This window comes from Candidatus Rhabdochlamydia porcellionis (genome assembly GCF_015356815.2).
GTDB lineage: Bacteria > Chlamydiota > Chlamydiia > Chlamydiales > Rhabdochlamydiaceae > Rhabdochlamydia > Rhabdochlamydia porcellionis.
This window is the reverse complement of the sequence record NZ_CP075585.1, coordinates 463691-488324: the sequence shown is the minus strand read 5'-3', so window position 1 is coordinate 488324 and position 24634 is coordinate 463691. Positions and strand designations below refer to the sequence as shown.

The following is a 24634-nucleotide window of genomic DNA, read 5'->3' as shown; positions in this document are numbered from 1 at the left end:
GGCATACTCATCCGTTTTTTTTCATAAGAAGCCATGTATTGTCTTTATCTGTTTTGATTTTTTGAAAAACAAATTCCCCTTTGATTTTTTTCCCTTTTACAATAATGGTAAAATGACCTTTTTTTAATCCCTGGCTAAGGATTTTTTCTATCCTTTTAGGATCAGTAGCATCAGAGCTGGTATAGTAACCGTGATCCCATATTTTGACTGTCCCAGCTCCATAGCTTCCCTTAGGGATCACACCTGCAAAGTATTGATAGTCGAGAGGATGATCTTCTACCTTTAGGGCTAAGCGCTTGATTTTAGGATCCATAGAAGGGCCTTTTGGAATAGCCCAACTTAAAAGAGCTCCTCGATATTCCAAACGAAAGTCATAATGCAAATGTCGAGAAGCGTGTTTTTGCACACAAAAACGCAAAAAACCTATATACTTTTTTCTTGTTGAAGGATCAAGGATTTTTTTAACGATATTCTCTAGATCCTCATATTTATCTACTAAAAAAGTAAAGTTTTTGAAGCTTTCATTTCATAAAACATTCTTTTTAAAGACTATTAGCACTTTTCTTTAAACTACTTTAGTTATCAAGAAGAGTCAAATTTTTTTTAAAAACATAAGAAGAATTTCTATCAGGATTGTTCTTTAACAATGATTAATTTTAATTATACTTAAATTGCGGGCAGAAAAGCTTTCTATGGATATTTTTTATTTCTTTTCGATCTACACAACAGCTTTTGCCTCTACGGCTTTCATCTATAGAAATAGCAGTAAAAACTGCTTGTAGAAGAGTATAAGCTCGATCTATGAGAGAAGATTTTTTTTGATGTGCTAATTTTTGCGCAAGAGTTAATACTTCTTCATACGCACCCTCTGCAATAGTAATATTTTGTTGGTCTTTTAGCAGACCTTTTGCTCGCTCTTTTAGCATTTCTAAGCTAGATTCATGGCTAGGTGGCTCTAGTTCAACTATATTAAAACGCCGTGTAAGAGCTTCATCATTTTCTAAATAGGTTGCAAACTCCTTTTTAGTAGTCATACCAATAACAGAAATTCCGCCTCTTGCTAAAGAGGCTTTAAAGAGATCTAAAATAGATATATTGTTGCCCCCTTCATAACCTTTATTGGTCATAGCGAGTTGATGCATTTCATCAAAAACAATTACGCTATTTTTTTGACTTTTAGCAAACTCTAATATATTTTTAATTCTTTTTTCAAGATCACCTCGATAATTTGTATCACTCATGAGATTTAAGCAATCAACTCTATAAAATTTCTTATTCCTAAGACTTTCATTTAAGGTAGAATCACTTGCGCAAATCCTTTGAATAATACCTTCTATTAAAGCTGTTTTGCCTGAGCCAGCAGGGCCTATGATCATCACATTGGATTTTTCTTTCATATTAATAAAAACAGTTATCTGGTAATCTGCACTTGGTAATGAAGTATAATTGTGATTTTCCAAACCCACAGTCTCATGCATATCTTCCAAAAACGAAGGGATTTTAGCTATAAGCTGCTCTTTTGCTAATACATACTGTAAAGGAATTAAGACAAGAAGTGCCACAGCATATATAACAATAGCTTGCTGCGTAATTACTAAAGCACCAGCAATAAGCCCTATATAGGATAAATAATTAGTGGGTATAATTGAAGATTTTGCATTTACAATTTGTGCAAATCTTTCGTAGGCACAGTAACCAAGAGCCATTCCTGCAACTCTAACGGGAATTGTTTGAATAAAAGTACTAGAAGCAGCTAAACCCATTGTGTTTTCTCTTTGAAATTATTACATATGATTACAGAAAACTCATAAAAAAACGTATTATAACATAAAGCTATTATGTATGCGCTTTTTCAAGTTTTCTAAAAAAGGAGTAAGCTTTTCGGCTTCTTGTTGACTTAGTCGGTCGATAAATAAGATGCCATCAATATGATCATTTTCGTGCAGAATCACTCTAGCTTCCCAACCAAAAAACCGCTGTGTAACGATTTTCCCTTCTAGATTCATATACTCAACTGTTACTCCTTGAGCTCTTTCTACATCTGCATAAATATTTGGGATCGATAGACATCCTTCAGATTCCTTCCATGTCTTTTTACTAGGGGAAGATATTTTGGGATTGATAAATACCTTTACCTCACCCCATTTTATTTTATCTTTATCTAGCTCTTTATTGGTAGGCTCTCTGATAATAAAGAGCCTAATTGAATGATGAACTTGAGGGGCAGCAAGCCCTATTCCATTGCACGCATCCATTGTCTCTTTCATCTCTTCGACAAGCTTTTTTACATCTTCTGTAATAGCTATAATTGGCTCAGCCTTTTTTCTGAGAATGGGGTCATCATAATAGGCAAGAGGCAATACCTTTAATGGTTCTGTAGTCATCAAACTAGGGACATGCCCTTCACAAAGCTGTCCATTTTTATACAGCCATTGCTCTTTGATTTTTTCAAAGTAGCTTCTTTCTGTAAATGTAGCATCTTGGTCATTTTGAGACATATGTGCTACAAAAGTTACAGTAGCCATCTTTTCTTTTTCTTTAAAAGAAAGCACTTCCAATCGATTAAATAGAAAGGTTTTAGAAAAATGAGAAATTTCTTTTGCCCATTCTTTATGATCATCGCAATACTGTGGGCTTGCAGGATGGGTAGTTTTGATAATGTAAGAGCTTAAATCAAGTGCATAAGCTGCATAACGTGCACGCATAAGCATCAAGGCATTCTTTGCTAGAGCACCGTCGTGAAGAAGTTGACAACATGTTTGATAAGACAGACCACTATCGCAAGGGCAGAGTTTTAAATTATCTTTTTTAAGCATATAGGTTCTGAATAAATCAGAAATTAATTTTTTATAAAATGGAAACTATTCCAGATTTTTTTTTTTAGTACAACTCATTTTTTGCAGTAAATTACATAAGATGATAACAAAATAAATAGAGAGGTTTCATGCAAATTAGGACTTTTTCTCAAAAAAATCTAATTATTGGTGTTTTAAGTGGGATTTTTGCAGGAATAATCCTTGCCTTTGCTTTACTTCACTTCGATTCCATCCTGGTTATTGGAGAGCTAGTTGGCTTATCCCATATCTTTAGCAGTTTATTTTTCTATTTATTTTTAACAACTATTTTAGGAGCTATATTTGCTGTAGCTGTTTGTAAAATCTCTAAAAAGCCCACAGGAACCATTGTTTGGGGAGCTTTATATGGAATGCTTTTATGGATAATCAACCTCATAATGCTTATAGCTAAAATGAAAACAGAATGCCCTTCTGAGGGATATTTCTTTATAAAGCCTCTTTTACTATTGGGATATGTGGTTTTTGGAGGGATCTTAGGTTTAATCTATGGATGGTTAAAAACCCGAAGAAAATAAAAATTTATTTTAATTAAGTGAATTTATTCATATTTTATTTTGATTTATGTTATCATTTTTATAATTTAAAAAGGTTAAAAAAATATGTTGCCTCAATTGCATGAAAAATACAGTCATCCTTCTTTGATCACCCCAGCTAAATGGCTGGAATATAATCGTCAAAAAGGATTGCTACCTACAATCAACGCTCCTCAAACTATTATTTTTTGTTCTCATGGACGTTTTTTAGAAACCATCTTACAAAAATACAACCATAAAAGTTATGAGGGCTGTTTTAAAAAGGTGTTCTTCCTAGATGACTTCCCTTCACTTGCCATTGCTTATTTAGGAACCGGTGCTCCTGCTGCTGCCCATCAAATGGAAGCACTCATTGCTTGGGGAGTCACCCGTTTTATTTGTATAGGTACAGCTGGTACGCTTCATGATAAAGTAGGCATTGGTGATATTGTGCTTTTTGAAAAAGCTGTTCGCGATGAAGGAACTTCTTATCATTATATGGAAGCTAGTAAATATATCCATGCACCTCGCCGTATGATCAACCTTTTAACCGACTTATTAAAACAAACCAATACTTCTCATCACATTGGCAGCACCTGGACAACAGATGGCTTCTATAGGCAAACCTCATTAGAAATCCAACATTTTCAACAAGAAGGAGTGTTAGCTGTTGAAATGGAAACAGCAGCTTTATTTGCTATAGCTCATGTTCATCAAATCGATCTAGGGTCAATGGTTGTAATTAGCGATTCTCATACCCAGCTAGAGTGGGAGCCTCATTTAGAAGATAAAAAAATAGAAAATAGCTTGCATTCTCTATTTGAAACCGCTTTGAGAGCCGCTACTTCTGATCTTTAGCAATAATTCACTTGCTTTTTGTGCATAGATCTTTTACTTAAGAAATCAGACCTAAGAAATGAGCACCCTATGTACAAGATTTTCATATACAGTTTGTTGTTAATAATTGGTATTATCGTTTCGCAAACCGCTTATCTAGCTCCTTATCAAAGCTATTTACATTTTTTTACTCTAACACTTCTAGCCTATATTATGATCGAAGTAGGCATAGAGTTTGATTTAAATAAAAAAAACCTCAAAAGTTACGGGAAAGATTACCTTATCGCAATGACTGCAGCAGCCTTCCCTTGGATTTTTTGTAGTGCTTATTTCTTCTTATTTTTGGATCTAACACTTCAGCAATCAGCTTTAATTGGAAGGTTTGCTGCACCTACTTCAACAGGTCTTTTATTTGCCATGTTAATGGCTGCGGGTTTAGCTAGCACTTGGGTCTTTAAAAAAGTTCGAATTTTAGCTATATTTGACGATTTAGACACTGTATTGTTTATTGTTCCTCTTCAGCTTATATACATTGGTCTGCAACCTCAAATCATCTTTATTTTACTGATTACCCTACTTCTTTTAATTGTTGCTTATCGTTATTTACATCGAGTATCTCTCCCTACAAACAAACTATATATTTTCATTTATGCTGTGCTTCTAACAGGTTTGGTAGAATCTCTTAAAGCAGTTGATGTTTTAGATCTTGAAATTTTACTACCGGCTTTTGTATTAGGATGTATCCTCAAAGCCCCACATAAGAAAATAGACCCGCCTTTTGCTATGAAATTTGATAATAGTCTTAAATTTATCTATATGTTCCTGGTAGGATGTTCTTTAGCTAAAATATCTTTTGGTCATATCTCCTGGATGATGCTCCTTTTTCATGTGTTTATGCTGACAATCTTTGCTAATCTAGGCAAATTATTTCCTATGTTCTGCTATAAAAAGGAAGTGAGTTTAAGAGAGAGAACCGCTTTAAGCGTTGCTATGTGGCCTCGAGGAGAAGTAGGGGCTGGAATTTTAATGATCTCTACTCAGTACCAACTCCCTCCTATTGCTTTAGAACTAGCAGGCCTTAGTCTCACACTAAATTTAGCTTTATCCGGAGCATTTATTTATCTTGTGATTTGGCTCATAAAAAAACCTCTTAAGAGGACTTAAGAAGTTGATCTCTACGAATGCATAGATGATCAATCCGCTCTTGAATCTCTTGAATCACTCTACGCTCAGAATCTGCTAACTTCAAAGAGCGTCTGGCTTCTTGTTTTAAATGAGGATCAAACTGCCAACGCATAGCTTGCTCTTCATGAATTAAAGCCAATGCAAGATAACGAGTTTTTACCTCTTCTAAATAAACAATCTCCTCATTGATTTGCGATAGCTCTCTTTGACAATCAGAAGGCACTTCTTCAGCAAAAAGACTATTTGAGAACAAACAACAAAGCCCTAAAAGTATTTTTATAACGCGATTACTTTTCATGCGAGTTCTCTTTATTTGCAGGATTTCATTACACAAATTAAATCACCACTAGATTTTTTAAAATTTCAGTAGATATAAAATATAGACTTTTGAGTTTGGCGAGGATTTGCAAACTGGTCCTTGAAGTCTTTGGGCGGACTTAACTGTTTCATCCCGTGATTTACTATAATGAACTCACCTTACGCACTAAAGGCATCTTCTCGTAAGGCTTTTAATTATCGATAAAGCAAAATGCTAGTCTTGGGAGATCACCAACAAAGGTTCCTCGCTCTCAAAAAACCACATTTTCGCATCAATTATTTTTTATTGTAGGCTTGAATTTTTAAAAATCAGAATAGATTTGAATCATTTTTGCGAGCGAATCAAATGGCTCTTTAGGAATTAAAAGCATTACGAGGAGATACCTTTAGTGATTTAAGGTGAATAACTTGTATCATAACATATAGCTATAATGCGTTTTGCATGGGAATACTGTTCTTCTAATTATTGTGCATTTATTAAGATCTGCAAATTCAATGATCATGATATGGATGTGTTAAGTGAATAATGTATAAGAACATAAATAGTTATGTTAGTTATGTGTTTTCTAAAAACGATAAATAAAGGATATTATTTTTAGAAAATGCTATCTAATCGAATAATATAAAATTACTTTATAAACCTTTTAATAAAAAGAAGACATAATATGGGAAGTTTTAAAGATGGAAGCGATATAACAGAAGGATCTGAAGGAAAAGAAGGATCCGATAGCATAGAATACACCCCTCATCATTATTCACAAGTTGCTGAGTTATCTTGTTCTCATTAACAAAAAATAGCCGAACAATCTTTTGATAAGACTATAATAGGATCTCATAAGCAAGTATTTAACGTTTTTAGTTTTTAAAAAATTTAAACTATTCCAATCCATAAAAAAATGATTTATCAAAGGGTTACATAATTTCATTGTTTCTTGCTGCTTAATTTAAAAATTGAAGTTAGAGATAATCTTAAAAATGAATTCCTCAGACTAACAACAATTTTTGAGTAATGAGTTATACTGGGAGCTTTTAGAAGAGGCCTTTCCTACAGCTTCTTATTGGAAGGATTGGCAAATAGATGTTGACTTATTAATTCAATTAACAAAATTAATGCCTAAGTCAAAAATACTTGACATTGGATTTTGCAAAAAAGTCTTATCAAGTTTTTGGATGGGATAACCGTAGATGTTATTTAAAAATTGCTGAAAATAATGCAATAATTAATACAGTAGATATCCAAATGATTTTTTAATAAAATATTCTTTACAGTTAATATTAATTAAAATAGTAAATTGATTATAGAGTGATTATAAACATGACTGATTAAAAATGCACTAATTTGTAAAAGAACAAAAATAAGTTACGACTTTTTAAGACTATCAAAAATATCAAGTGGGATTTAAAGTCTTTTTACGTACAATTGCTAAAACCATGAAGAAATTGATCTATTTAGCCTTATGTATTTTTTTCCTACCTTTTAGTGTTTATTCTGCACAAAGAACCACTTTGAAAAACCGTTTTGAAAAAGGTTCTCCTGGTGACTTTATTGTAACTGCTCAAGAGGGCATCTATGTCGTTTTAATTCTGCGTCATAAGGAAAAAAATCAACTCATTCTAGAGGAAATTTCTATTCCTCAAACGCAATTGGAAATAAAGAAAACACACTGGCAAAACTGGCTAGATAAAAGAGCACCAGGACACACTTCTTGGTCTCTTTTTGAAATCGATCTAGAACAAGGAAAGCTCATTGAATCCTATTCAATTAGTAAACAAAGCTGGCTATATATCGACTCTTCTGAATTTCTTTTATCTAAGCTATTAGAACTGCCGTTGTATAAAGTAAGTAAGGAGGCACGAAAGAAAATTGGACCCCCTCCTGGATCTGGAGAACAGGATTTTAGATCGATCTGGAATCCCCCTTTGATTTGCTCTGGGAAAGCGCTTAAGAAGCCTAGTTTTGAAGTCTATCAAGGGCAATGGCCTCATGATCAATCGATCATTGAGGATTGCTTAATCGATTTTTACTTCTCCTCATTAGATCCTCTTTTTCCTTTTCCTCATTGGCTTGAAATACAAAGTGCTCATTACACCTTGACTATTCGCGCAATCGATTCAGGAAAAGGATTAATTTCTCCTATCAAAGGAACAATCCCTCATCGACTACCAAGCATTACTGGTGCTACGAAACGCAGTCCTAAAATGTGGACCATTTCTATTCAAGCTCCTGTATACTGTCATAATCTCAAGCTCTATGCTATAGAATCAAACTCTTTAAGTGAGGCAATTTTAATTCCTTTCCAATTAAGACTAGGACCTGGTGAAGAAGTATTTATAGATATTTCTCCTGATGCTTTACATAAAATATTAAAAAAAGGCTCTTATTACCGGTGGGTTTTAATTCCAGCATCAGAAAATCTTGTACAGATTCGTTCAGGAGAAAACTTTCTTTGGGAATAAAGCTTCTTTCCTGCTTGGTTGTTCGTAACTTAGGCAAGTTATCAACAATCTTTCCACAACAAAATTCATTTATCTTCCCTTGTTTGTTTATCTAAAAAAAATAAGAGCAATGAGAATTTAAACTGTTCATAATTAGAAAGATAAAAATTAACCCTTCTTTTTTTCTACTCTTGATCCACTCTTAATAGAATACTCACACAAAGGCTATTGATTTAAGTTATGAACATTTTTCCCACAAGAAAAGTGCCTAAAAAAACGCAAATGATTTATGCTTAATAAGTATGAAAAGCTCCACTTTACTAGAAATTCCTTCCATCTATTTTCCTTATCGCTTTTATCGAATTACTTTCTCACCTAGTTTCTCTAATCTTAAACTAGATGCTTCAAAAAAGATTTTTTTTCAAAAAATTCACAGTCAAGTTCAAGAAAACCCTGAAAAACATCTATCTGCCTTAGAAGCATTTTATAAAGATCATCTCAATGTTCCAGAAGTGGCTAATTTATTAGCTTTTGCTTACCTGAGATTAAAAAAAAATAAACAAGCAGAAGAGCTAATTAAGATTACCTATGATCTACATCCCTCTTATCTATGTGCTAAAATCAACTATGCAGATCAGTGTTTACGATATAAGAAAATTCAAGAAATTCCTTCTATTTTTCACCATAAACATGATTTATTAGAGCTTTATCCAAACCGCTTTTCCTTTCATTATTCTGAGTTTCGTGGGTTTATGGTTTGTATGGGGTTTTATCACCTTGCATGTAAGAATCGCGATTATGCTGATAAACATAGGTCTCTTGCAGAAGAGGTGGATCCTTTGCACCCAGGAGTTAGTGCTTTGAAAAAAGCTTTAAAGAAAAGATTTTGGAGTTTTTTCTATAGAAGATAAAAAGCTTGCTCTCTTTCTAAAAAACCCGTAAATTCTCTTGCTATAATGTTCTATTTTATTTAAAGAATCTGGATAACAATGTGGTCTTTTTCTAAAAAAAAAATATACTCTTTAAGGCAATCTAAACGTTATCTGATCCAAACGTATCATCTCTATAAAAAGAAAAAGCATAAATTACCTGTGGATACCCGTATTGAAATAGAAACTTCTTTAACTGCTCTGCAAAATGCGATTTTACAAAAAGATAGATCTCTAGCCGATCGACTAGCTAAAAAAGCTCAAGGTTTTGGTCTGACTTGTCTAAAAAAAGGACCTTTTGACTACTTCCGAGATGTGGTAATTGGAGTATGCATTGCTTTAATCATTGCACTTTTAATCCGTCAAATGTGGTTTGAGCTCTATGAAATCCCATCTGGATCTATGCGTCCTACCTTTAAAGAAAAAGATCGCTTAATTGTGTCTAAAGCAGATTTTGGAATCAATATTCCCCTAAAAACACAACACTTGTATTTCAATCCCGATTTAATACAACGTAATTCGATTGTAATTTTTACTGGGGAAAACATGGATATCTACGATGTAGATACTATGTATTTTTATCTATTCCCTGGAAAAAAACAATACATTAAGCGTCTCATTGGTAAACCAGGCGACACTCTATATTTTTATGGAGGACAGATTTATGGGATCGATAAAGATGGCAAGGATATTACCCAAGAACTACAATTAACCTCATTAAAACAAATTGAGCATATCCCTTTTATTCATTTTCAGCGCAAAGTCGAGATCTCTCATAAAAACAATAATTCTCTTATTTTCTACCAAATGAATGAACCTATTGCAGAATTTAATCTGCAAAAAAACCAAGCCAAAATGCTTCCTGCTTCTGGCTTTATTACAGATTATAGCGACTTATGGGGTTTTAAAAACTTTGGCATGGTAAGGCTACTTAAACAAGAAGAACTAAAAGAGTTCAACATAAAAGAAGTACCTGAAGGAGTATTATATCTAGAGATTAAACATCATCCCTCCTTGCAATCTGTGCAATTAACAAAAGATGCGTATAAAAATGTATATCCCAAAATACAACTAAGCACGTCTATTATTGCGCTACAAGAGAATCATCTAAAGGCGCTGATGCAAAATCTATATACAGCACGATTTGTCGTAAAAGATCACCAAGTGTATCGTTACCCTAATATAAGTCTGGGAAAAAAAGCCTTTGCTCCTACTCTTGCCGATGTACCAGATGGATGTTATGAATTTTACGATGGAAAGGCTTATCGCGTATTATGGCAAGGGATTATCGAAGAATTACCTCCTTCTCATCCGTTATATACATATAGCCCACAAAATGTGCAGCTCTTTTTCAACCTTGGAATAGATTGGGATAATCGATTCTTAAGCAAAAAGAGAGATCAAAGATTAGTACCAGCTCGTTATGCGTATTTTCGCAATCAAGATTTTTATCTGATGGGAGCACCCATCTTAACGCGCGACGATCCTTCTCTTATAGAATTTGTAAGAAAAGAGAATTCTTCTCCTACACCTTTTATAGATTATGGTCCTCCTTTGCTGAAAAATGGTGCTCTTAATGTGGAGTTTATTAAAAAATATGGCCTTACTATCCCACTAAAAATGTATCTTGTTTTAGGTGATAATCACGCAATGAGTTCAGATAGCCGTGATTTTGGTTTTGTTCCAGAAGATAACTTAAAAGGAAGCCCTAGCTGGATCTTTTGGCCTCCTGGATCTCGCTGGGGAAGGCCTAACCAACCCCTTTACCCTTGGATAAGTCTGCCAAATTTGATTGTATATAGCTGTGGAGCTATAGGGATTATCTTCTGTTTATATCGTTGGATCAAAAAAAACAAACTGCCCATTTTATAATTTTTTTTTTATATTCTTGTAAGTTTTTTATAAATACTATTATTTTTTAGAATTTAAGAGATCTTGTTTATATTATTTAGTTTTGTTAAACTATTCATTATTCTTTTGCACCTTCTTTTTAGTTGTTGCAAATGATTAACCTATGCAATGCTACTTTAAGGTAAGTGAAAAAATGACAAATAAAAATTTCGAAGATCTCATTCAAGAACCATTAATTCTTCAAGCAATTCAAGATTTAGGGTTTACAACTCCCTCAGATATTCAACAACAAGCAATCCCTGAAGTTCTCAAGGGAAAAGATTTGCGAGCTTCTGCACAAACAGGAACAGGTAAAACAGCAGCTTTTATTCTCCCTGCTCTTTGCCGATTATTAGAAAAATCTTCTACTCGAGGGCCTAAGATCTTGGTTTTGGTTCCTACACGTGAATTAGCTATGCAGGTAGTTAATGAAACGGCTAAACTAAGTCGTCATCTTCGTCACATAACCAGTGTTTTTATTTGCGGAGGAATTCCTTATCATATTCAAAACCGAAAGCTGTCAAGAAATTTTGATATTCTGATTGCAACTCCAGGCAGGCTCATTGAGTGTCTGGAAGAAAAACGCATTGATCTATCTAATCTGAAAATGCTCATTTTGGATGAAGCGGATAGAATGCTCGATATGGGCTTTATTGAACCTGTTGAGTATATAGCTTCTATGATACCTAAATCTCGTCAAACTTTGATGTTTTCTGCTACTTATGACAAGAAGGTCCTAAGACTAGCTAATAGTTTACTAACAAACCCAACGGAAATCATCGTCGAAAAAAAAGCTGCTAGCTATGACTTAATTGAACAATACATTCGTAAAACAAATAACTTAGAGCAAAAATATAAGCTTTTAGATGAAATTTTGTCCGATCCAAATATAGAGCAAGCTATTGTTTTCTCTTCTACTCAAAGACAGACAGAAGAAATCGCTGATAAACTGTGCTATGGTGGTTTAAAAGCAGCAGCTCTACACGGTGGCATGAATCAACAGCAAAGGACTAGAACCATGAAAAAACTCCGCAGTGGGGACATTAAAGTAATAGTTGCGACAGATGTAATGGCTCGTGGAATTGATATACCAGAGGTCAGCCATGTAATCAATTTTGACCTACCTAAGACATTAGACGATTATGTCCATCGTATTGGAAGAACAGGTCGTGCAGGGGCCAAAGGAAAAGCTTTTTCCTTTGCTTCTTCTAGAGATTATCAAATGCTCGGAGAAGTAGAAAGATTTATTGATGATCCTAGCGACTCCTCTTCTAAACCGCAGAGTAGAAGCAGAAATAGAAGTCCGCAATCAAGAAGACGTTCAAGATAATTTTGTAAAAAAATAAACCCTAAAACTTGAATATCTTCAAGTCTTAGGGTTTATTTTAAATCATTTCCAGCGTGTTATTGCAATAAAAGTTTTTTCTCCATTTAAATCCCAACCACTCCCCTCTTCTTGAGAACTATACTCCAGTTTTATCCCTAATACTTGCGCCATCACGTAATCTTGATGGATGGATAAAGCTTTCTTAACTTTTTCTGTAGTATTAAGATAAATCTCAATTCGATCGCTTACTGCAAAACTCAAATCTCGACGCATAGTATTAATCTTATTAACCAATTCTCTTGCTAATCCCTCTAGTAATAATTCCTCATCTAAAACCGCATCAATAGCAACAATTACCGGACCTGTTGTAGAGGCCACTAATCCTTCTTTTACTCGGCGTTCTATAATAATATCATCAACACTTAAAAGAATGGTTTCCTTCCCAAGTATTAACTCATATTGATTCTCTTCCAATAATTGATTAAGCTCTTTTTGAGAAAGATTTTCTAAAGCTGTCTTAACAGCACTCATGAGTTTACCTACTTTTTTACCTAAAACACGAAAATTGGGTTTTACTAAAAGTAAAACAAATGCTGTTTCATCTTCTTTAAAGATTATTTCTTTTACGTTGAGCTCATCGGCAATCAGCTGTCTTTGCGATTTAAGCTGTTTTAAAATCTCAAGATCAGAAGATACAACAAAGGCAGAGCGCAAAGGTTGACGAACTTTTAATTTGCTTTCCTTACGCAGAGCATGCCCCATGCTTACCACGGTTTGCACATAAGACATCTGCTTTTCTAAGAGCTGATCTCTATATGCAGGGTTATAAATTGGAAAAGAGCATAGGTGAACCGATTGTGGATCTTGATGGGTCTTTAAATAAAGATAGATTGCCTCGCTTAAAAAAGGGATAAACGGAGCTGCGATTTTGGCTAAATTGATCAATACGGTATACAGCGTTTCAAAGGCTAGCTTACGATCTATTGTATCTTCTTCTGCCCAAAATCTAGATCGGTTTCTACGAATATACCAATTAGTCAATTGATCAATAAATTTTACAAAAGGATCGACTGCTCGATGCAGTTCATAACGATCTAACCCGTCTGTCACCTCTTGAATTAATCCTTGTAAACAAGACAAAATCCAACGATCGATATCGATCTGAGGAGCAGAAAATTCTATTTCTTTGGGATCCCATTGATAAATCTTTGCATAGGTAGATAAAAAAACTGCTGAGTTCCAAAAAGGAATGAGCATTTGACGAAGAACTAACTCTACTCCGCGTTCCGAAAAACGTAAATCTTCTGCATGAACAACAGGACTACTCAGCAAATACAAACGCACTGCATCAGCCCCATAATGGTTAAATACCAGTTGCGGTTCTGGATAGTTTTTAAGGCGTTTTGACATCTTATTGCCATCTTCTGCCAAAATAATTCCATTAACAATCACATTATTAAAAGCTGGTTCATCAAATAACGCTGTTGCAATCACCATTAAAGTATAAAACCAACCACGTGTTTGATCTAACCCCTCTGCGATAAAATCTGCAGGGAATCGATCTAGCGTTTCTTGTTTTTTTTCAAAAGGATAATGATTTTGCGCATAAGGCATAGAACCTGATTCAAACCAACAATCAAATACTTCTGGTATGCGTTTAAATTCCTTGCCATTAGCAACAAATGTTAGAGAGTCAATGTAATGTCTGTGTAAATCTGAAACAGTAACTCCTGTTCTTTGTTGCAGATCTTCTATACTAGATAAGATAATAACCTCTTTGTCTTCACTTCGCCAAATGGGGATAGGGGTTCCCCAATAGCGATTTCTCGAAATCGCCCAATCCCTAGCATTTTCTAACCATTTACCAAAACGACCGTCTTTAAGATGATGAGGAACCCATTGAATCTTTTGATTAGCATCCATCATTCGATCTTTGATTTTTTCCACTGCAACAAACCAAGTGCAGACAACTCGATAAATTAAAGGAGTATCAGAGCGCCAACAAAAGGGATAGCGGTGACGAATCTGCGTATGTTGTAAAACTTTTCCCTCTTTTTTCAATCGGCGAATGATTTCCTTATCAGCATCTTTTACAAAGAGACCTTCATAATCAGGAACTAACTTAGTAAATTTACCATTATGATCAACAGGGCACACCACCTCAATGCCTTCTTTGCTGCATGCATAAAAATCCACTTCTCCAAATGCTGGAGCTGCATGCACAAGACCTGTTCCTTCTTCACTGCTAATAGAAATTTCTGCAATGACTCTAAATCCCTCATAGCTAGCAAAGTAAGGGAACAGGGGATGATAGTGCTTAGAGATCAAAGAAGAACCCTTAAAGGTAGCAATGATCTCATACTCCCCTTCTTTAAAATAATGCCCTAATCGATTATGTGCTAAAATATAATCATGACCTTCTCGTCTGATTTTTACATATTCAAAGTTCTCATTAACCATAATCGCTAGATTAGATGGCAGAGTCCACGGGGTTGTTGTCCATACGACAAATGAAGTATTTGGCTCATCTACAAGAGGAAATAGTACAGTAAGAGAGGGATCATCCACTTCCTTATAATTAAGATTAGCTTCAAAATTGGATAAAGGGGTGCCTAATTGAGCAGAGAAGGGCATAACCTTGTAGCCTTCGTAAACCAATCCTTTTTGATAGAGTTGAGCAAAAACCCACCATACAGATTCCATATAGTTAAGATCCATGGTTCGCCAAGTATCCGTAAAGCTAACAAAGCGTCCCATACGCATCACTGTATATTCCCATTCTTTTGTATAGCGCATAACAATACTGCGACACTCTTCATTGAATTGAGAAATTCCAAATGTTTCAATGCAAGAAGCTCCTGATAGCTCTTTAGCCTTTTCAATCTCATTTTCCACAGGCAACCCATGGCAATCCCAACCAAATCGACGAGGTACAAAATACCCCTGCATAGTCTTATATCTAGGGATTACATCTTTAATGGTTCCAGCCAAAATATGCCCGTAATGAGGAAGACCTGTTGCAAAAGGAGGACCGTCATACACAGAAAAAACGGGATTTGAACGATTTTGATCTAAAGATTTTTCAAAAATGCCCTGACTTTGCCAGAACGCTAAAATACGCTCTTCTCGCTCAGGGAAACTCTCTTGTGAATTGATATCAAACATATAAATAAAAGGGGGTTAAAAGAGTCAATCATAAGTCAAGCATCTCTTAAAATGCTAGCTCGTATCTCTTAAAAACTAAAAAATAAAGTTAATAACAAAAAATAGATTCATTTATTATAAATTAAAAACAAACTATATTAATTAATATGTTCTAACCTTATTAATTTTAATAATAATTAAACTTAACTATATTTTTTTTAAATATCATATTCTTCTATAGAGAGATAACTATGACCATTGATCCATCCCATAAAACACTTTGTATTAACCAAGTATCATCTCAAGAATTTCTAAAAGGGAAACTGTCTCATATTCCTATATTGGGAAATATCGTAAACCGAATGCAGATAAAAAAAGCGGAAAAAGCAGAGGAATTCCTAAATAAAGGAATAGAATATTTTAACAATCATGAACTTCAACTAGCTGAAAAATGTTTTATTAAATATACAAATTATAACCTGAACTGTAACCCAAAAGGACTGTACATCCTTGGTAAAATCTACAACGAAGTTGATCAAGAAAAAGGGATGAAATACTTGATCAAAGCAGCTAAAAACAATCACCTAGAGTCTTGTTTAGACTTAGCTAAAATATGCGAGCAGAAAGGAAATCAAGATAAAAAATATAGCAAAAAAGCAATTAAGTATTATGAAAAAGCAGAAAAATTAGGATCTAAGAGAGCTAGCTTAGCCTTAGGATATATTTATCTCTATGGGGACTTAACAGAAAAAAATTTAGATAGAGCACTTGACTCATTTGGAAAAGCTGGATCTCTACGCTCTGGTTTAGCAGATGAAATTTATTCTTGGAAAAACAGGGCATTAGATTCTCAAGAAAAGTATTTTTATCTTGCAGAGATTTTTATAGACTGTATTAAGTTAGAAACAAAAGATTCCTTAAAAAAACTATATATCCGTGAAGCGGTTAGCTATTATGAAATTGCTGGGAGTTCGGGTTGCATAGAAGCCTACTTAAGACTTAGTCCTATCTATTTTTACGGCATAGATATAGAAAAAAATATAAAAAAAACAATTGATTATCTTGAAAAGGCCGTAAAGCTTGGCTCTTCTGTAGCCTTTTCTCGTCTTAGAACTATATATGCTCAGTTAGCTGATACTCATTTTGAAAAAAAAGAGTTTCAACATGCGATTAACTATTACGAAAAAGCTGCAGAAAAACTTCATCCCCACGCTTGGAAGCGTTTAAAGGAATTGCAGTCAACCCAAATTCTGCAAAAAAAATACTTAGAACAATACTTTGACTGTGATAAAATCACTTCTTTATAGATGAAGAGATAATTAGAAATTCTTAATGATTTCTTAATAAAATCCAAATTCTTTTGCTAATTTATCCTCCTATCGCTAATAATGCTTTTTTCTGTTATTATTAGCTTGGGGGTGACTGGTTTCGACTTGGAAACAAAGTATGAGTGGCATGCGGAGGATGTCGGTTGGCCTCCTAAATCATCCGATATAACTATAAATGCAAAAAACCAAACCTCTAACGAGGAACTTTTGTTGGCTGCTTAAGGCTTAACCGCTTTTTGCAACTCGATAGCCTAATGCCTGACTAGGAGCGTTAGAACTATTGTCATTAACCCTAGTATGGGCTTTTCTTTTCGCTTCTTCAAGAAGATGCCCGAGATGAGAAGAAAGCAAATTGGTTTATTGTGTGGCACCTTCCTCAAGATCAATTCAATTTGAAGATGCTAAGCATGTAGTCATTTATAGGGAGTTTGCTAAGGACGAGAGTTCGATTCTCTCCACCTCCATTCCCTTTTAGGCTTCACTTAAGAAAAGTGAAGCCTTTTTTATTTTTTAAATGGAAAGGTTCTAGAAAAAGTTAGTTAGAGATCTTCATAACGAGTTCTTATACAAACCATTTTAAAAAGAATCCAATCTCCTTAAATGAAAACTATTTCTCAAGAGCAACTTGAAGCGCCTGTATAATCTGGGTATAATCTTTTGCTTTAAGATCAAGGGACTTGATTGTAGAGAGTTCAGAAGAAGAAAAAAAAGATGGATGAATCCACCAATCTTCAAAACAGAATCCAGTAATTGACACATCTGAACAGAGTAAATAATAACCAAATGATTCTAGAATTTGGCGCTCTTCCTTTCTATATGTATCTCCATAGAGATAAAAGTCATGTTCAATGGTTATCACTTTAAAAGCATAATCTTTAAAAGGTATTTTTTTTAAAACATCGGTGTAACCTCCATCAATGTCTAGAGAGAGATAATCTATGGCTTTTGGGAAAGATTGCAAAACTGTGCCATAATCAGATTTTGTAGCATCTTCATAAAGTAAAAGATTGTTTCTCTTAGCATACCATTGTTTCGTATTCTCTTTAGAAATATCAATACTTACCCCTCTCCAGTTGAACCCTTTTTCAAAAACATAAGAATTATTGTTATTGATTGGATCTCCTGCTCCGATTTCAAGGTAGTAACCTTGGTCTTGTTTTCTAAGTAAGCCGTAGAGAATCATATAAACAAACTTATCTTGAGACGCTTGAGAATAGTAGTCCACAGTATCTAGTAGATTGAGCCTGGTTCTAGAATCTGCAGAATGCGATGCTTGCAAAAAGGGAAACGATAATTCACTAGATTCAAGTGCGCATGTTAAAAAAGTCATTGCTAAAATCTTGCATACTAAAAAATTTCCAAATTTCATTTTTATCCCCCTAACATATAAGTTAAAATTTAAATAAGAGAGACAATTTTTGTCTAATCAAAAGTAAAGCACGCCAAACATAAATTTCGGCTATTGGCATCAAAATGAAATCGAAAAAAGTTCTAGTCTATTAGAGGGATATCCCGCTTACTAGGTCAGGAAGAAAATTGGGTCCAACACTGTTTCCCTTATCTGCATTAATTAAGAGATAGCTCTCTCTCTAATCAAATAATCGCTTTTATTAATAATGATCCGATCACCTGCTCTTTATTTATAAGTATTAAATGTTCCAATCCAGCCAATTGCCCATTCTATTCCATTTTGAATCTAGATCCACTAAATACACTTCATTATTTCTAAGGATGTCAATTCTCAGGTAAGTACAACTCCTTTAAAATAAGCTCTTAAGCAGAAGCTAATGAAAAGTTCTCAAAAGTAATCATGTTGGATTGTGGACTGTGTGGCGCATCTTTAGGACTTTCATTACATCAGTTAAGATCGGTATCTGAAATTTCCATGATTGGAGGTATGGCTGAACAATTAGTGGGTCAGTTACTGCGTAGTATATCTCCTGCATATGTTCCCCTTCTCTTTATTACTGGCAGAGAGAAAAAAAGGGAGCTGAAATTGATTATATCATCCAACATGAAAACCAGGTAATCCCTTTAGAGGTAAAGGTCGGTTCAACTGGAACCCTTAAATCACTTCATCAATTCATGAAGGAGAAAAAACAAGAACTGCTATCAGGATTAATTCTGATCTATCTTTTAGGACAACTTCATCGACTCATCAAAAGTTCAGAGAAATAATTTTATTCAGGCTTAAAAGTCTCTTTTAAGGTTTCATTTGACTAGATTAATTAAAAACCGTAGATCTTGCACACAAGTGGGCTAAGGTAAATATCTCAGTGGAATTGAAATCTTTGAATACACTGAGCTACTTGCTTAATTGTTTTTAAAAATAGAATTAAAAAATGTCTCTATTTCTGATTCATCTATTCTCTTGCTGCGGTATCCAATATACCCATCAGGACGAATAATATAGACACAAGGTTTTTTTGCTGCGTAAATTTGATGTGCTTCTCCTGTAGGATCCATACTATGTGTTAGTAAAATTACGTTGATGAATTCAGATCTAAAGCGTTGCAAACTTTTTGGACTATTAAAGAGAAGCATTTGAAATGCAGTAGATCTGCTCCAGATTGTATAAAGATCTGAGGATTTTCCATTAAGTAGAATAGGAGCATTAGGAGCTCTTAAACCAGCTTTGGGGCCTTGAAAAGGCCTTTTATCCACAACAATAAAACTTTTTGGATAACAAATAGCTATTTGAGAGATTCTCCTAGCTAGAGATCTTCGAATAGAGGAAAATCGATTCAAAAGGGAAAGTATGCGATTGCGAAACCAAATAGTAATAGGATTATGTGCTGTTGCCATGTAGGAGGCGTATTCTGTAGTTCTTAGAATAGTTTTACCTACCCTATGACGTTCTAAGTCGTAGGTTTTTAATAACTCTGAAGAAGCTTTGTTTTTATGAACTAAAGCCAACTTCCAAGCTAGGTTAAACACATCTTGTAGACCTGTATTCATCCCTTGAGCTCCTAGAGGGCTGTGAATATGAGCTGCATCCCCTGCTAAAAAAACACGTCCTTTTTGATAAGTATTTGTCATACGACTATTGATATGAAAATTTGCTATCCAAATGGAATTTGTTAGCTGGGCTTTTTGCCCTGAATATTCTTGAAGAAGACTTTCTATTTCTTGTACATTCGGTTCTTTAACCAAATCCGTATTCACTTGCCCATAGGGTAGGTTTTTATGATTTTTTAAAAGATTTCGACAACGTAAGAGTTGGAAAATAAGACGATACCGATTGGGTTCAGGAAGAGGGATTGCAGCTAAAAATCCTTTAGCATTTAAGAAAATACTTACTTCACTATGAGGATATTCCCAGAGGATGTGTACATCAGCAAGAGAAAAAACATCAGCAAAGGCTTTTCCTGCAAAAGCAATCCCTAATTGCTTACGTACTTGGCTATGAGCTCCATCACATCCTATTACCCAAGAGGCTTTAACTCTTTCTTCTTTTCCTGATTGCTGCAGAACAACTTCTATCTCTTGTGCATTTTGCATGAGCTGAATGCATTCTATTCCTTTTTCTATTCTTATACCAAGTGTTGCAGCATACTTAGCCAAAATTTCTTCGGTTTTGCTCTGCTCAAGACTTAATACAAAGGGATAGGGAGAACTTAATGTACTTAATGGAATCTGTGCAAGGCGTTGAAAATGACTAATTGGATTGGCTGCTTGTATTTGAATCCCTTGAGCTAAAAAATCCTTTGCAATGTTTAAATGTCCAAAAATTTCCATAGTTCGAGCTTGAATACCAATAGCTCTAGATCGATCTACATAAGATCCACCTTTATCGATAATTCGACAAGAAAGACCATGTCGAACAGCCTCTGCTGCCATTAGTATTCCAGTTGGTCCAGCTCCTATAACTAATACCTCAATCACATCGCTCATTAAAGCTTATAAAACCTCTGTAGCCAAAGCAGCTAATTCAGAGCGCTCCGTGCGATCTAAGAAAATATGACCGTAAATAGGATGTTCCTTGAACTTACCTACCGTATACGTTAAAGCATTGGAGTCTTTATCTAGGTAAGGGTTGTCTATTTGAGTAGGATCTCCAGTTAAAACCACTTTTGTTCCTTGACCTGCCCGAGAAATAATGGTTTTTACCTCATGCGGAGTTAGGTTTTGTGCCTCATCGATGATGATATACATATTAGGAAGCGTACGGCCACGAATATAGGTTACCGCTTCCATTTCAATTTTTTTACTTTCCATAATCCATTTTTGTGTTTCAGCTGAATTAGCTGAACCTGTTGACTCACATAAAAATTCTAAGTTATCGTAAATAGGCTGCATCCAATGATAGAGTTTTTCTTCTTTGCTGCCTGGAAGATATCCAATGTCCTTTCCTAAAGGCACAATGGGTCTACTCACGAGAATTTTTTTATGATTCCCATCATCAAAAACTTTTTTTAAACCTACAGCTAAAGCTAAAAGGGTTTTTCCTGTCCCTGCAGGACCCATAAGGGTTACTAATTTGATATCATTGCGTAGCAGCAGGTCTAAGGCACATTTTTGTTCTACGTTCAGAGGATGGACACCCCAAATATCTCTTGATAGCTTTAGCAGAGGCTCAAGCTGTTTTTTTCTTGAGTTGTATTTGCACACAGCAAATGACTGCTCTTTTGAGCTAATCAAGCAATATTCATTAGGGTATAAATCAGGTAAATCAACCGGTAAGACTCCATCTTTATAGAATAGATCTAGATCTTTCTTACTCATATCTAATTTTCGATATCCCTTATAGATGTTTTCATAAGAAAATCGTAAGTTAATGTAGTCCTGCGATTCTATCCCTATAGCTTCTGCCTTGACACGTACAATAAAGTCTTTAGAAATAATAGAAACTGGAATGCCCTGCTCCTTCAATTTAAAAGCACTAAAAACAATTTTATGAGCACTGCGATCCAGAGAAAAAGGGAAAACCCCTCGATCTGTAGATTTCGTATCCATTTGCACTTTTACTATAATATCATTTTCAATAGATACTCCTTGAGCCAGTTGACCTGGATGAGCGTTTTTTAACCCATCGATATAACGTAAAACATGACGAGCATTCTTTCCTAACTCATCTGAAAATCTTTTCATACCATCTAACTCTTCAAGAACAGCAAGAGGAATTACAACATCATTGCTATGAAATTTAATGATTGCGTCAGGGTCATGTAAGAGAATATTGGTATCTATGATAAATGTTTTACGAACCACTTGGTTTCTCCTTTAATTCAGGTTAAAGTGCAGCATAGCGTGCTCTTTTACTAGACTCAACCTAATTTTTTAAACTAAATTATAAGTATTTTATTATCAATGCCTTATGAATCAATATCAGCAATTGACTATTTCGAGTGCTAAATTCTTGACGCTGAACCTGAAAATCGCTTATAATGGATTTTGTAATTGAAGGAGAAATTTATGAAAATTAATCAGAAAATGCTAAATATACCCCCTTATATATCTACCTCCTGGAAAAATGTAGTTGCTTTATACGTTGATAATCAACAGAACAAACCTATTCTTAGTATTGCCCTTCTTAATGGTACTTGTGTACAAGTCCCTAACTTGACCCCCTGTGTTCTAGAAGCGATTTTTTCTATGCATTCTCAATATTTAGAACAAGAACAGTCTTTATCTAATAAAGAGAAAACGACCTTGCCAAAAGGAGTGTTAGGAATTATTCCTGGGATGGAGCTCGTTAATGCTTCTGAATTAGCTGAAAATCCTGAATCTCTTCAGAATCTCACAGCTTTTTTAAAGACCTTAAGTGCTTCATTTAAAGGAATGCTACCTGGAATAGACTTGCTTCTCCAGCATAACTCCCAATTAGCAGAGTCTCCTCTTTTCTCTAAGGATATTTTAGAGCATATTTTTTCTTTTTTAAAATCTTTAGATGATGGATCTATGCTAAATGGTTTGCTTACTAAACCTGAGCACCCTCATTGCAATTGTCCTTATTGTCAAATCAGTCGCTTTGCTCAAAATAAAACAGAAGAGCCTGAAGAAGAAGTGTCTGATAAAGATTTAAAATTTAAAACTTGGGATATTGAGCAGATAGGTGATAAGTTATTTTCTGTAACAAATCCTTTCAATGCAAAGGAAAAATACAGTGTGTATATTGGCAATCCTATTGGATGCACTTGTGGAGAAATGCGTTGCAAACACATTCATGCCGTGTTAAGCGCAGATATTGCTTAAACTTACATTAGCTTAAATCATATATTTTCTTGTAAATGTTTTGTCATACTCGATAAATTTGTGGTAGGAAAAAACAATTCTTCCTAGAATGACAACTAGATTATTATGATTAGGAGGAATGTAGTAGCATGTCTAAGTCTTTTAAGTTTTTTTACGCATCTTTGTGCGTTTTTTCCTTCCATGTACTTTTTGCAGATGGTTTTGCACAAGAAGATGTATTTAATGATTCCCTACCAGCTGTTCAAAATTCTGAAACTCCATCCATTTCCCTCTCAACGCAGCAAGGATCATTCGAACCTTTTACTGGTAAAGTAAGAGGAAAAAAAGTCAGATTACGATTAAATCCAAGTTTAGAGAGCGATGTGGTTGCAGAAATGCAAGCAGATGAGCTCTTATCCATTGTTGGAGAAAAAGAAGACTTTTGGGTAGTCTCTCCTCAAAAAGACTTCAAAGTATATGTCTCCCGTAAATATGTACTGGATAATTTTATAGAAGGCAATCGCGTCAATATTCGCTTAGAACCAAGTGTGGATGCACCTAGTGCCGGTTTTTTTCATCATGGCTATGCTGTAACCAATCCCTTAATTTCTTCTAAAGATCAAAAGTGGTTTGAAATTGATTGTCCATCACAAGTACAATTTTATGTTGCAAAGCAGTATATAGAATACATAGGTGGCCCTGAAGTAAAAGAACAATTTGATCTGCGTATTGCTACAGCAGAACAAAAACTAGCTTCAGCTAATTTACTTGCAAAATCAGATCTGCATAAAAATGTAGATGAAATCGATTTTACAAAACGAGTGGACGCCTACAATGAATTAATCCATGAATATAAAGATATTGCTGCTGTTTCTGAGCAAGCCAAAGACTCTCTAGTGGATTTTCAAGAAAAATATCTGCACAAAAGAATCCAATACTTAGAAGCCATGCAAACCCAAGATACTTTTTCTGATACAGAAGACGGTAGAGCCGATGCAGATAATACGGTTTGTATTAACCAAACCGATAAGATGAAGATGTGGGAACATGTAGAAGAAGCTCTTTTCTTAACTTGGACCAACATGAACTACAACAAAAATATGCAAGACTACTATCAAGAACAACAAATTACGGCTAATGTCATTTCCGGAATTGTTGAAGCCTATAACTCTGCTGTTAAAAATAAACCCGGAGATTTTATTCTACGCGATAAAGATATTCCTGTTGCCTATGTATATAGTACCATTGTCAATTTACAGGATTTAGTAGGTAAAAGAGTTTCTCTTGTTGCTACACCACGCCCTAATAATAATTTTGCTTTCCCCTCCTATTTTGTTTTAGATGTTAAGTAATTTTAAGAAATAAAAGGAGCTTATGTGAGCTCCTTTTTACATTTCTTGCAAAAGTATTATTTTTCCAGATCCTTGCTCTTTCTTAAATAAAGAAACCAAACAAATTTGACCTCTTCTTGCAATTTTTTTGAATGCCTTTTTGATTTACAGCGGTTTGCTGATATTCAAATCATTTATTTCCCATCTTTTAAAAGCACGGTCCCGCATTTCTAACTTTTATAGTTAGGAATGAATCTTTTGAAATTTTCATTTTCTTTAATATAGCAATTTAACTTTAAACTTTCACGACAAAGAAGTATGATGCTTACATGGCATATTCCTGATGAGATAAATCTATTCCACTAATT

20 protein-coding genes and 1 other RNA gene are annotated in these 24634 nt (G+C 34.5%); 13 read left to right on the top strand and 8 right to left on the bottom strand.

Features of this window, described 5'->3' with window-relative positions; translation table 11 throughout:
• Nucleotides 1-7 precede the first annotated feature (7 nt).
• The 3 genes from RHAB15C_RS02275 to def form a co-directional block, all read right to left on the bottom strand.
• On the bottom strand, nt 8-418 hold the full coding sequence (locus tag RHAB15C_RS02275) for a DNA polymerase ligase N-terminal domain-containing protein (RefSeq protein WP_281422367.1): 411 nt from the start codon (nt 416-418) through the stop codon (nt 8-10).
• A 238-nt stretch (nt 419-656) separates the two neighbouring features.
• Complete coding sequence (locus tag RHAB15C_RS02270) at nt 657-1763, bottom strand: AAA family ATPase (protein WP_194844908.1); 1107 nt, start codon at nt 1761-1763, stop codon at nt 657-659.
• Between the two features lie 57 nt (nt 1764-1820).
• Nucleotides 1821-2816 (bottom strand): peptide deformylase, encoded by a 996-nt coding sequence (gene def, locus RHAB15C_RS02265; protein WP_194844907.1) that lies wholly within the window; start codon nt 2814-2816, stop codon nt 1821-1823.
• A 128-nt stretch (nt 2817-2944) separates the two neighbouring features.
• Here def and RHAB15C_RS02260 point away from each other — a divergent pair, with 128 nt between their 5' ends.
• From RHAB15C_RS02260 to RHAB15C_RS02250, 3 genes are all read left to right on the top strand, one after another.
• Complete coding sequence (locus RHAB15C_RS02260) at nt 2945-3370, top strand: hypothetical protein (RefSeq protein WP_194844906.1); 426 nt, start codon at nt 2945-2947, stop codon at nt 3368-3370.
• Between the two features lie 84 nt (nt 3371-3454).
• Nucleotides 3455-4225 (top strand): nucleoside phosphorylase, encoded by a 771-nt coding sequence (locus RHAB15C_RS02255; RefSeq protein ID WP_194844905.1) that lies wholly within the window; start codon nt 3455-3457, stop codon nt 4223-4225.
• A 69-nt stretch (nt 4226-4294) separates the two neighbouring features.
• Complete coding sequence (locus tag RHAB15C_RS02250) at nt 4295-5368, top strand: cation:proton antiporter (RefSeq protein ID WP_194844904.1); 1074 nt, start codon at nt 4295-4297, stop codon at nt 5366-5368.
• Here RHAB15C_RS02250 and RHAB15C_RS02245 read toward each other — a convergent pair.
• Complete coding sequence (locus RHAB15C_RS02245) at nt 5355-5687, bottom strand: hypothetical protein (protein ID WP_194844903.1); 333 nt, start codon at nt 5685-5687, stop codon at nt 5355-5357. The genes RHAB15C_RS02250 and RHAB15C_RS02245 overlap by 14 nt on opposite strands.
• A gap of 685 nt (nt 5688-6372) precedes the next feature.
• Between RHAB15C_RS02245 and RHAB15C_RS07310 the strand changes: the two genes are divergently transcribed.
• From RHAB15C_RS07310 to RHAB15C_RS02225, 5 genes are all read left to right on the top strand, one after another.
• A complete protein-coding gene (locus RHAB15C_RS07310) occupies nt 6373-6495 on the top strand; it encodes a hypothetical protein (RefSeq protein WP_281422366.1) in 123 nt (40 codons plus the stop codon).
• A gap of 604 nt (nt 6496-7099) precedes the next feature.
• Nucleotides 7100-8164 (top strand): hypothetical protein, encoded by a 1065-nt coding sequence (locus RHAB15C_RS02240; protein WP_194844902.1) that lies wholly within the window; start codon nt 7100-7102, stop codon nt 8162-8164.
• Between the two features lie 281 nt (nt 8165-8445).
• Nucleotides 8446-9054, top strand: a complete 609-nt coding sequence (locus RHAB15C_RS02235; protein ID WP_194844901.1) for a hypothetical protein — start codon at nt 8446-8448, stop codon at nt 9052-9054.
• Nucleotides 9055-9132: 78 nt separating this feature from the next.
• Entirely contained in the window at nt 9133-10944 is a 1812-nt protein-coding gene (lepB, locus tag RHAB15C_RS02230; protein ID WP_194844900.1) for a signal peptidase I, read from the top strand.
• 172 nt (nt 10945-11116) lie between these two features.
• Entirely contained in the window at nt 11117-12292 is a 1176-nt protein-coding gene (locus tag RHAB15C_RS02225; protein WP_194844899.1) for a DEAD/DEAH box helicase, read from the top strand.
• 60 nt (nt 12293-12352) lie between these two features.
• On the opposite strand, the gene ileS is transcribed toward RHAB15C_RS02225, so the two are convergent.
• On the bottom strand, nt 12353-15454 hold the full coding sequence (gene ileS / locus RHAB15C_RS02220) for an isoleucine--tRNA ligase (RefSeq protein ID WP_194844898.1): 3102 nt from the start codon (nt 15452-15454) through the stop codon (nt 12353-12355).
• Nucleotides 15455-15684: 230 nt separating this feature from the next.
• Here ileS and RHAB15C_RS02215 point away from each other — a divergent pair, with 230 nt between their 5' ends.
• Nucleotides 15685-16740 (top strand): tetratricopeptide repeat protein, encoded by a 1056-nt coding sequence (locus RHAB15C_RS02215; protein ID WP_194844897.1) that lies wholly within the window; start codon nt 15685-15687, stop codon nt 16738-16740.
• Nucleotides 16741-16847: 107 nt separating this feature from the next.
• Nucleotides 16848-17228: a transfer-messenger RNA gene (ssrA, locus tag RHAB15C_RS02210) on the top strand.
• A 140-nt stretch (nt 17229-17368) separates the two neighbouring features.
• On the opposite strand, the gene RHAB15C_RS02205 is transcribed toward ssrA, so the two are convergent.
• Nucleotides 17369-18130 (bottom strand): class I SAM-dependent methyltransferase, encoded by a 762-nt coding sequence (locus RHAB15C_RS02205; RefSeq protein ID WP_194844896.1) that lies wholly within the window; start codon nt 18128-18130, stop codon nt 17369-17371.
• Nucleotides 18131-18696: 566 nt separating this feature from the next.
• Between RHAB15C_RS02205 and RHAB15C_RS07415 the strand changes: the two genes are divergently transcribed.
• The gene (locus tag RHAB15C_RS07415; RefSeq protein WP_198424167.1) at nt 18697-18939 is read left to right on the top strand and encodes a DUF4143 domain-containing protein; all 243 of its coding nucleotides are present in this window, start codon (nt 18697-18699) and stop codon (nt 18937-18939) included.
• Nucleotides 18940-19074: 135 nt separating this feature from the next.
• Here RHAB15C_RS07415 and RHAB15C_RS02195 read toward each other — a convergent pair whose 3' ends face one another.
• A complete protein-coding gene (locus RHAB15C_RS02195) occupies nt 19075-20655 on the bottom strand; it encodes an FAD-dependent monooxygenase (RefSeq protein WP_194844895.1) in 1581 nt (526 codons plus the stop codon).
• A gap of 6 nt (nt 20656-20661) precedes the next feature.
• Nucleotides 20662-21972 carry a PhoH family protein gene (locus tag RHAB15C_RS02190; RefSeq protein ID WP_194844894.1) on the bottom strand — a complete coding sequence of 437 codons (1311 nt, stop codon included), beginning with the start codon at nt 21970-21972 and terminating at the stop codon, nt 20662-20664.
• A gap of 204 nt (nt 21973-22176) precedes the next feature.
• Between RHAB15C_RS02190 and RHAB15C_RS02185 the strand changes: the two genes are divergently transcribed.
• Both RHAB15C_RS02185 and RHAB15C_RS02180 read left to right on the top strand, forming a co-directional pair.
• Nucleotides 22177-22956 carry a hypothetical protein gene (locus RHAB15C_RS02185; protein WP_194844893.1) on the top strand — a complete coding sequence of 260 codons (780 nt, stop codon included), beginning with the start codon at nt 22177-22179 and terminating at the stop codon, nt 22954-22956.
• Between the two features lie 128 nt (nt 22957-23084).
• Complete coding sequence (locus tag RHAB15C_RS02180) at nt 23085-24287, top strand: SH3 domain-containing protein (protein WP_194844892.1); 1203 nt, start codon at nt 23085-23087, stop codon at nt 24285-24287.
• Nucleotides 24288-24634: the final 347 nt, after the last annotated feature.

Coding starts and splice junctions, on each gene's coding strand:
- RHAB15C_RS02270 (WP_194844908.1), bottom strand. CDS start 1,763: ATGGGTTTAGCTGCTTCTAGTACTTTTATTCAAACAATTCCCGTTAGA.
- def (WP_194844907.1), bottom strand. CDS start 2,816: ATGCTTAAAAAAGATAATTTAAAACTCTGCCCTTGCGATAGTGGTCTG.
- RHAB15C_RS02260 (WP_194844906.1), top strand. CDS start 2,945: ATGCAAATTAGGACTTTTTCTCAAAAAAATCTAATTATTGGTGTTTTA.
- RHAB15C_RS02255 (WP_194844905.1), top strand. CDS start 3,455: ATGTTGCCTCAATTGCATGAAAAATACAGTCATCCTTCTTTGATCACC.
- RHAB15C_RS02250 (WP_194844904.1), top strand. CDS start 4,295: ATGTACAAGATTTTCATATACAGTTTGTTGTTAATAATTGGTATTATC.
- RHAB15C_RS02245 (WP_194844903.1), bottom strand. CDS start 5,687: ATGAAAAGTAATCGCGTTATAAAAATACTTTTAGGGCTTTGTTGTTTG.
- RHAB15C_RS07310 (WP_281422366.1), top strand. CDS start 6,373: ATGGGAAGTTTTAAAGATGGAAGCGATATAACAGAAGGATCTGAAGGA.
- RHAB15C_RS02235 (WP_194844901.1), top strand. CDS start 8,446: ATGAAAAGCTCCACTTTACTAGAAATTCCTTCCATCTATTTTCCTTAT.
- lepB (WP_194844900.1), top strand. CDS start 9,133: ATGTGGTCTTTTTCTAAAAAAAAAATATACTCTTTAAGGCAATCTAAA.
- RHAB15C_RS02225 (WP_194844899.1), top strand. CDS start 11,117: ATGACAAATAAAAATTTCGAAGATCTCATTCAAGAACCATTAATTCTT.
- ileS (WP_194844898.1), bottom strand. CDS start 15,454: ATGTTTGATATCAATTCACAAGAGAGTTTCCCTGAGCGAGAAGAGCGT.
- RHAB15C_RS02215 (WP_194844897.1), top strand. CDS start 15,685: ATGACCATTGATCCATCCCATAAAACACTTTGTATTAACCAAGTATCA.
- RHAB15C_RS02205 (WP_194844896.1), bottom strand. CDS start 18,130: ATGAAATTTGGAAATTTTTTAGTATGCAAGATTTTAGCAATGACTTTT.
- RHAB15C_RS02195 (WP_194844895.1), bottom strand. CDS start 20,655: ATGAGCGATGTGATTGAGGTATTAGTTATAGGAGCTGGACCAACTGGA.
- RHAB15C_RS02185 (WP_194844893.1), top strand. CDS start 22,177: ATGAAAATTAATCAGAAAATGCTAAATATACCCCCTTATATATCTACC.
- RHAB15C_RS02180 (WP_194844892.1), top strand. CDS start 23,085: ATGTCTAAGTCTTTTAAGTTTTTTTACGCATCTTTGTGCGTTTTTTCC.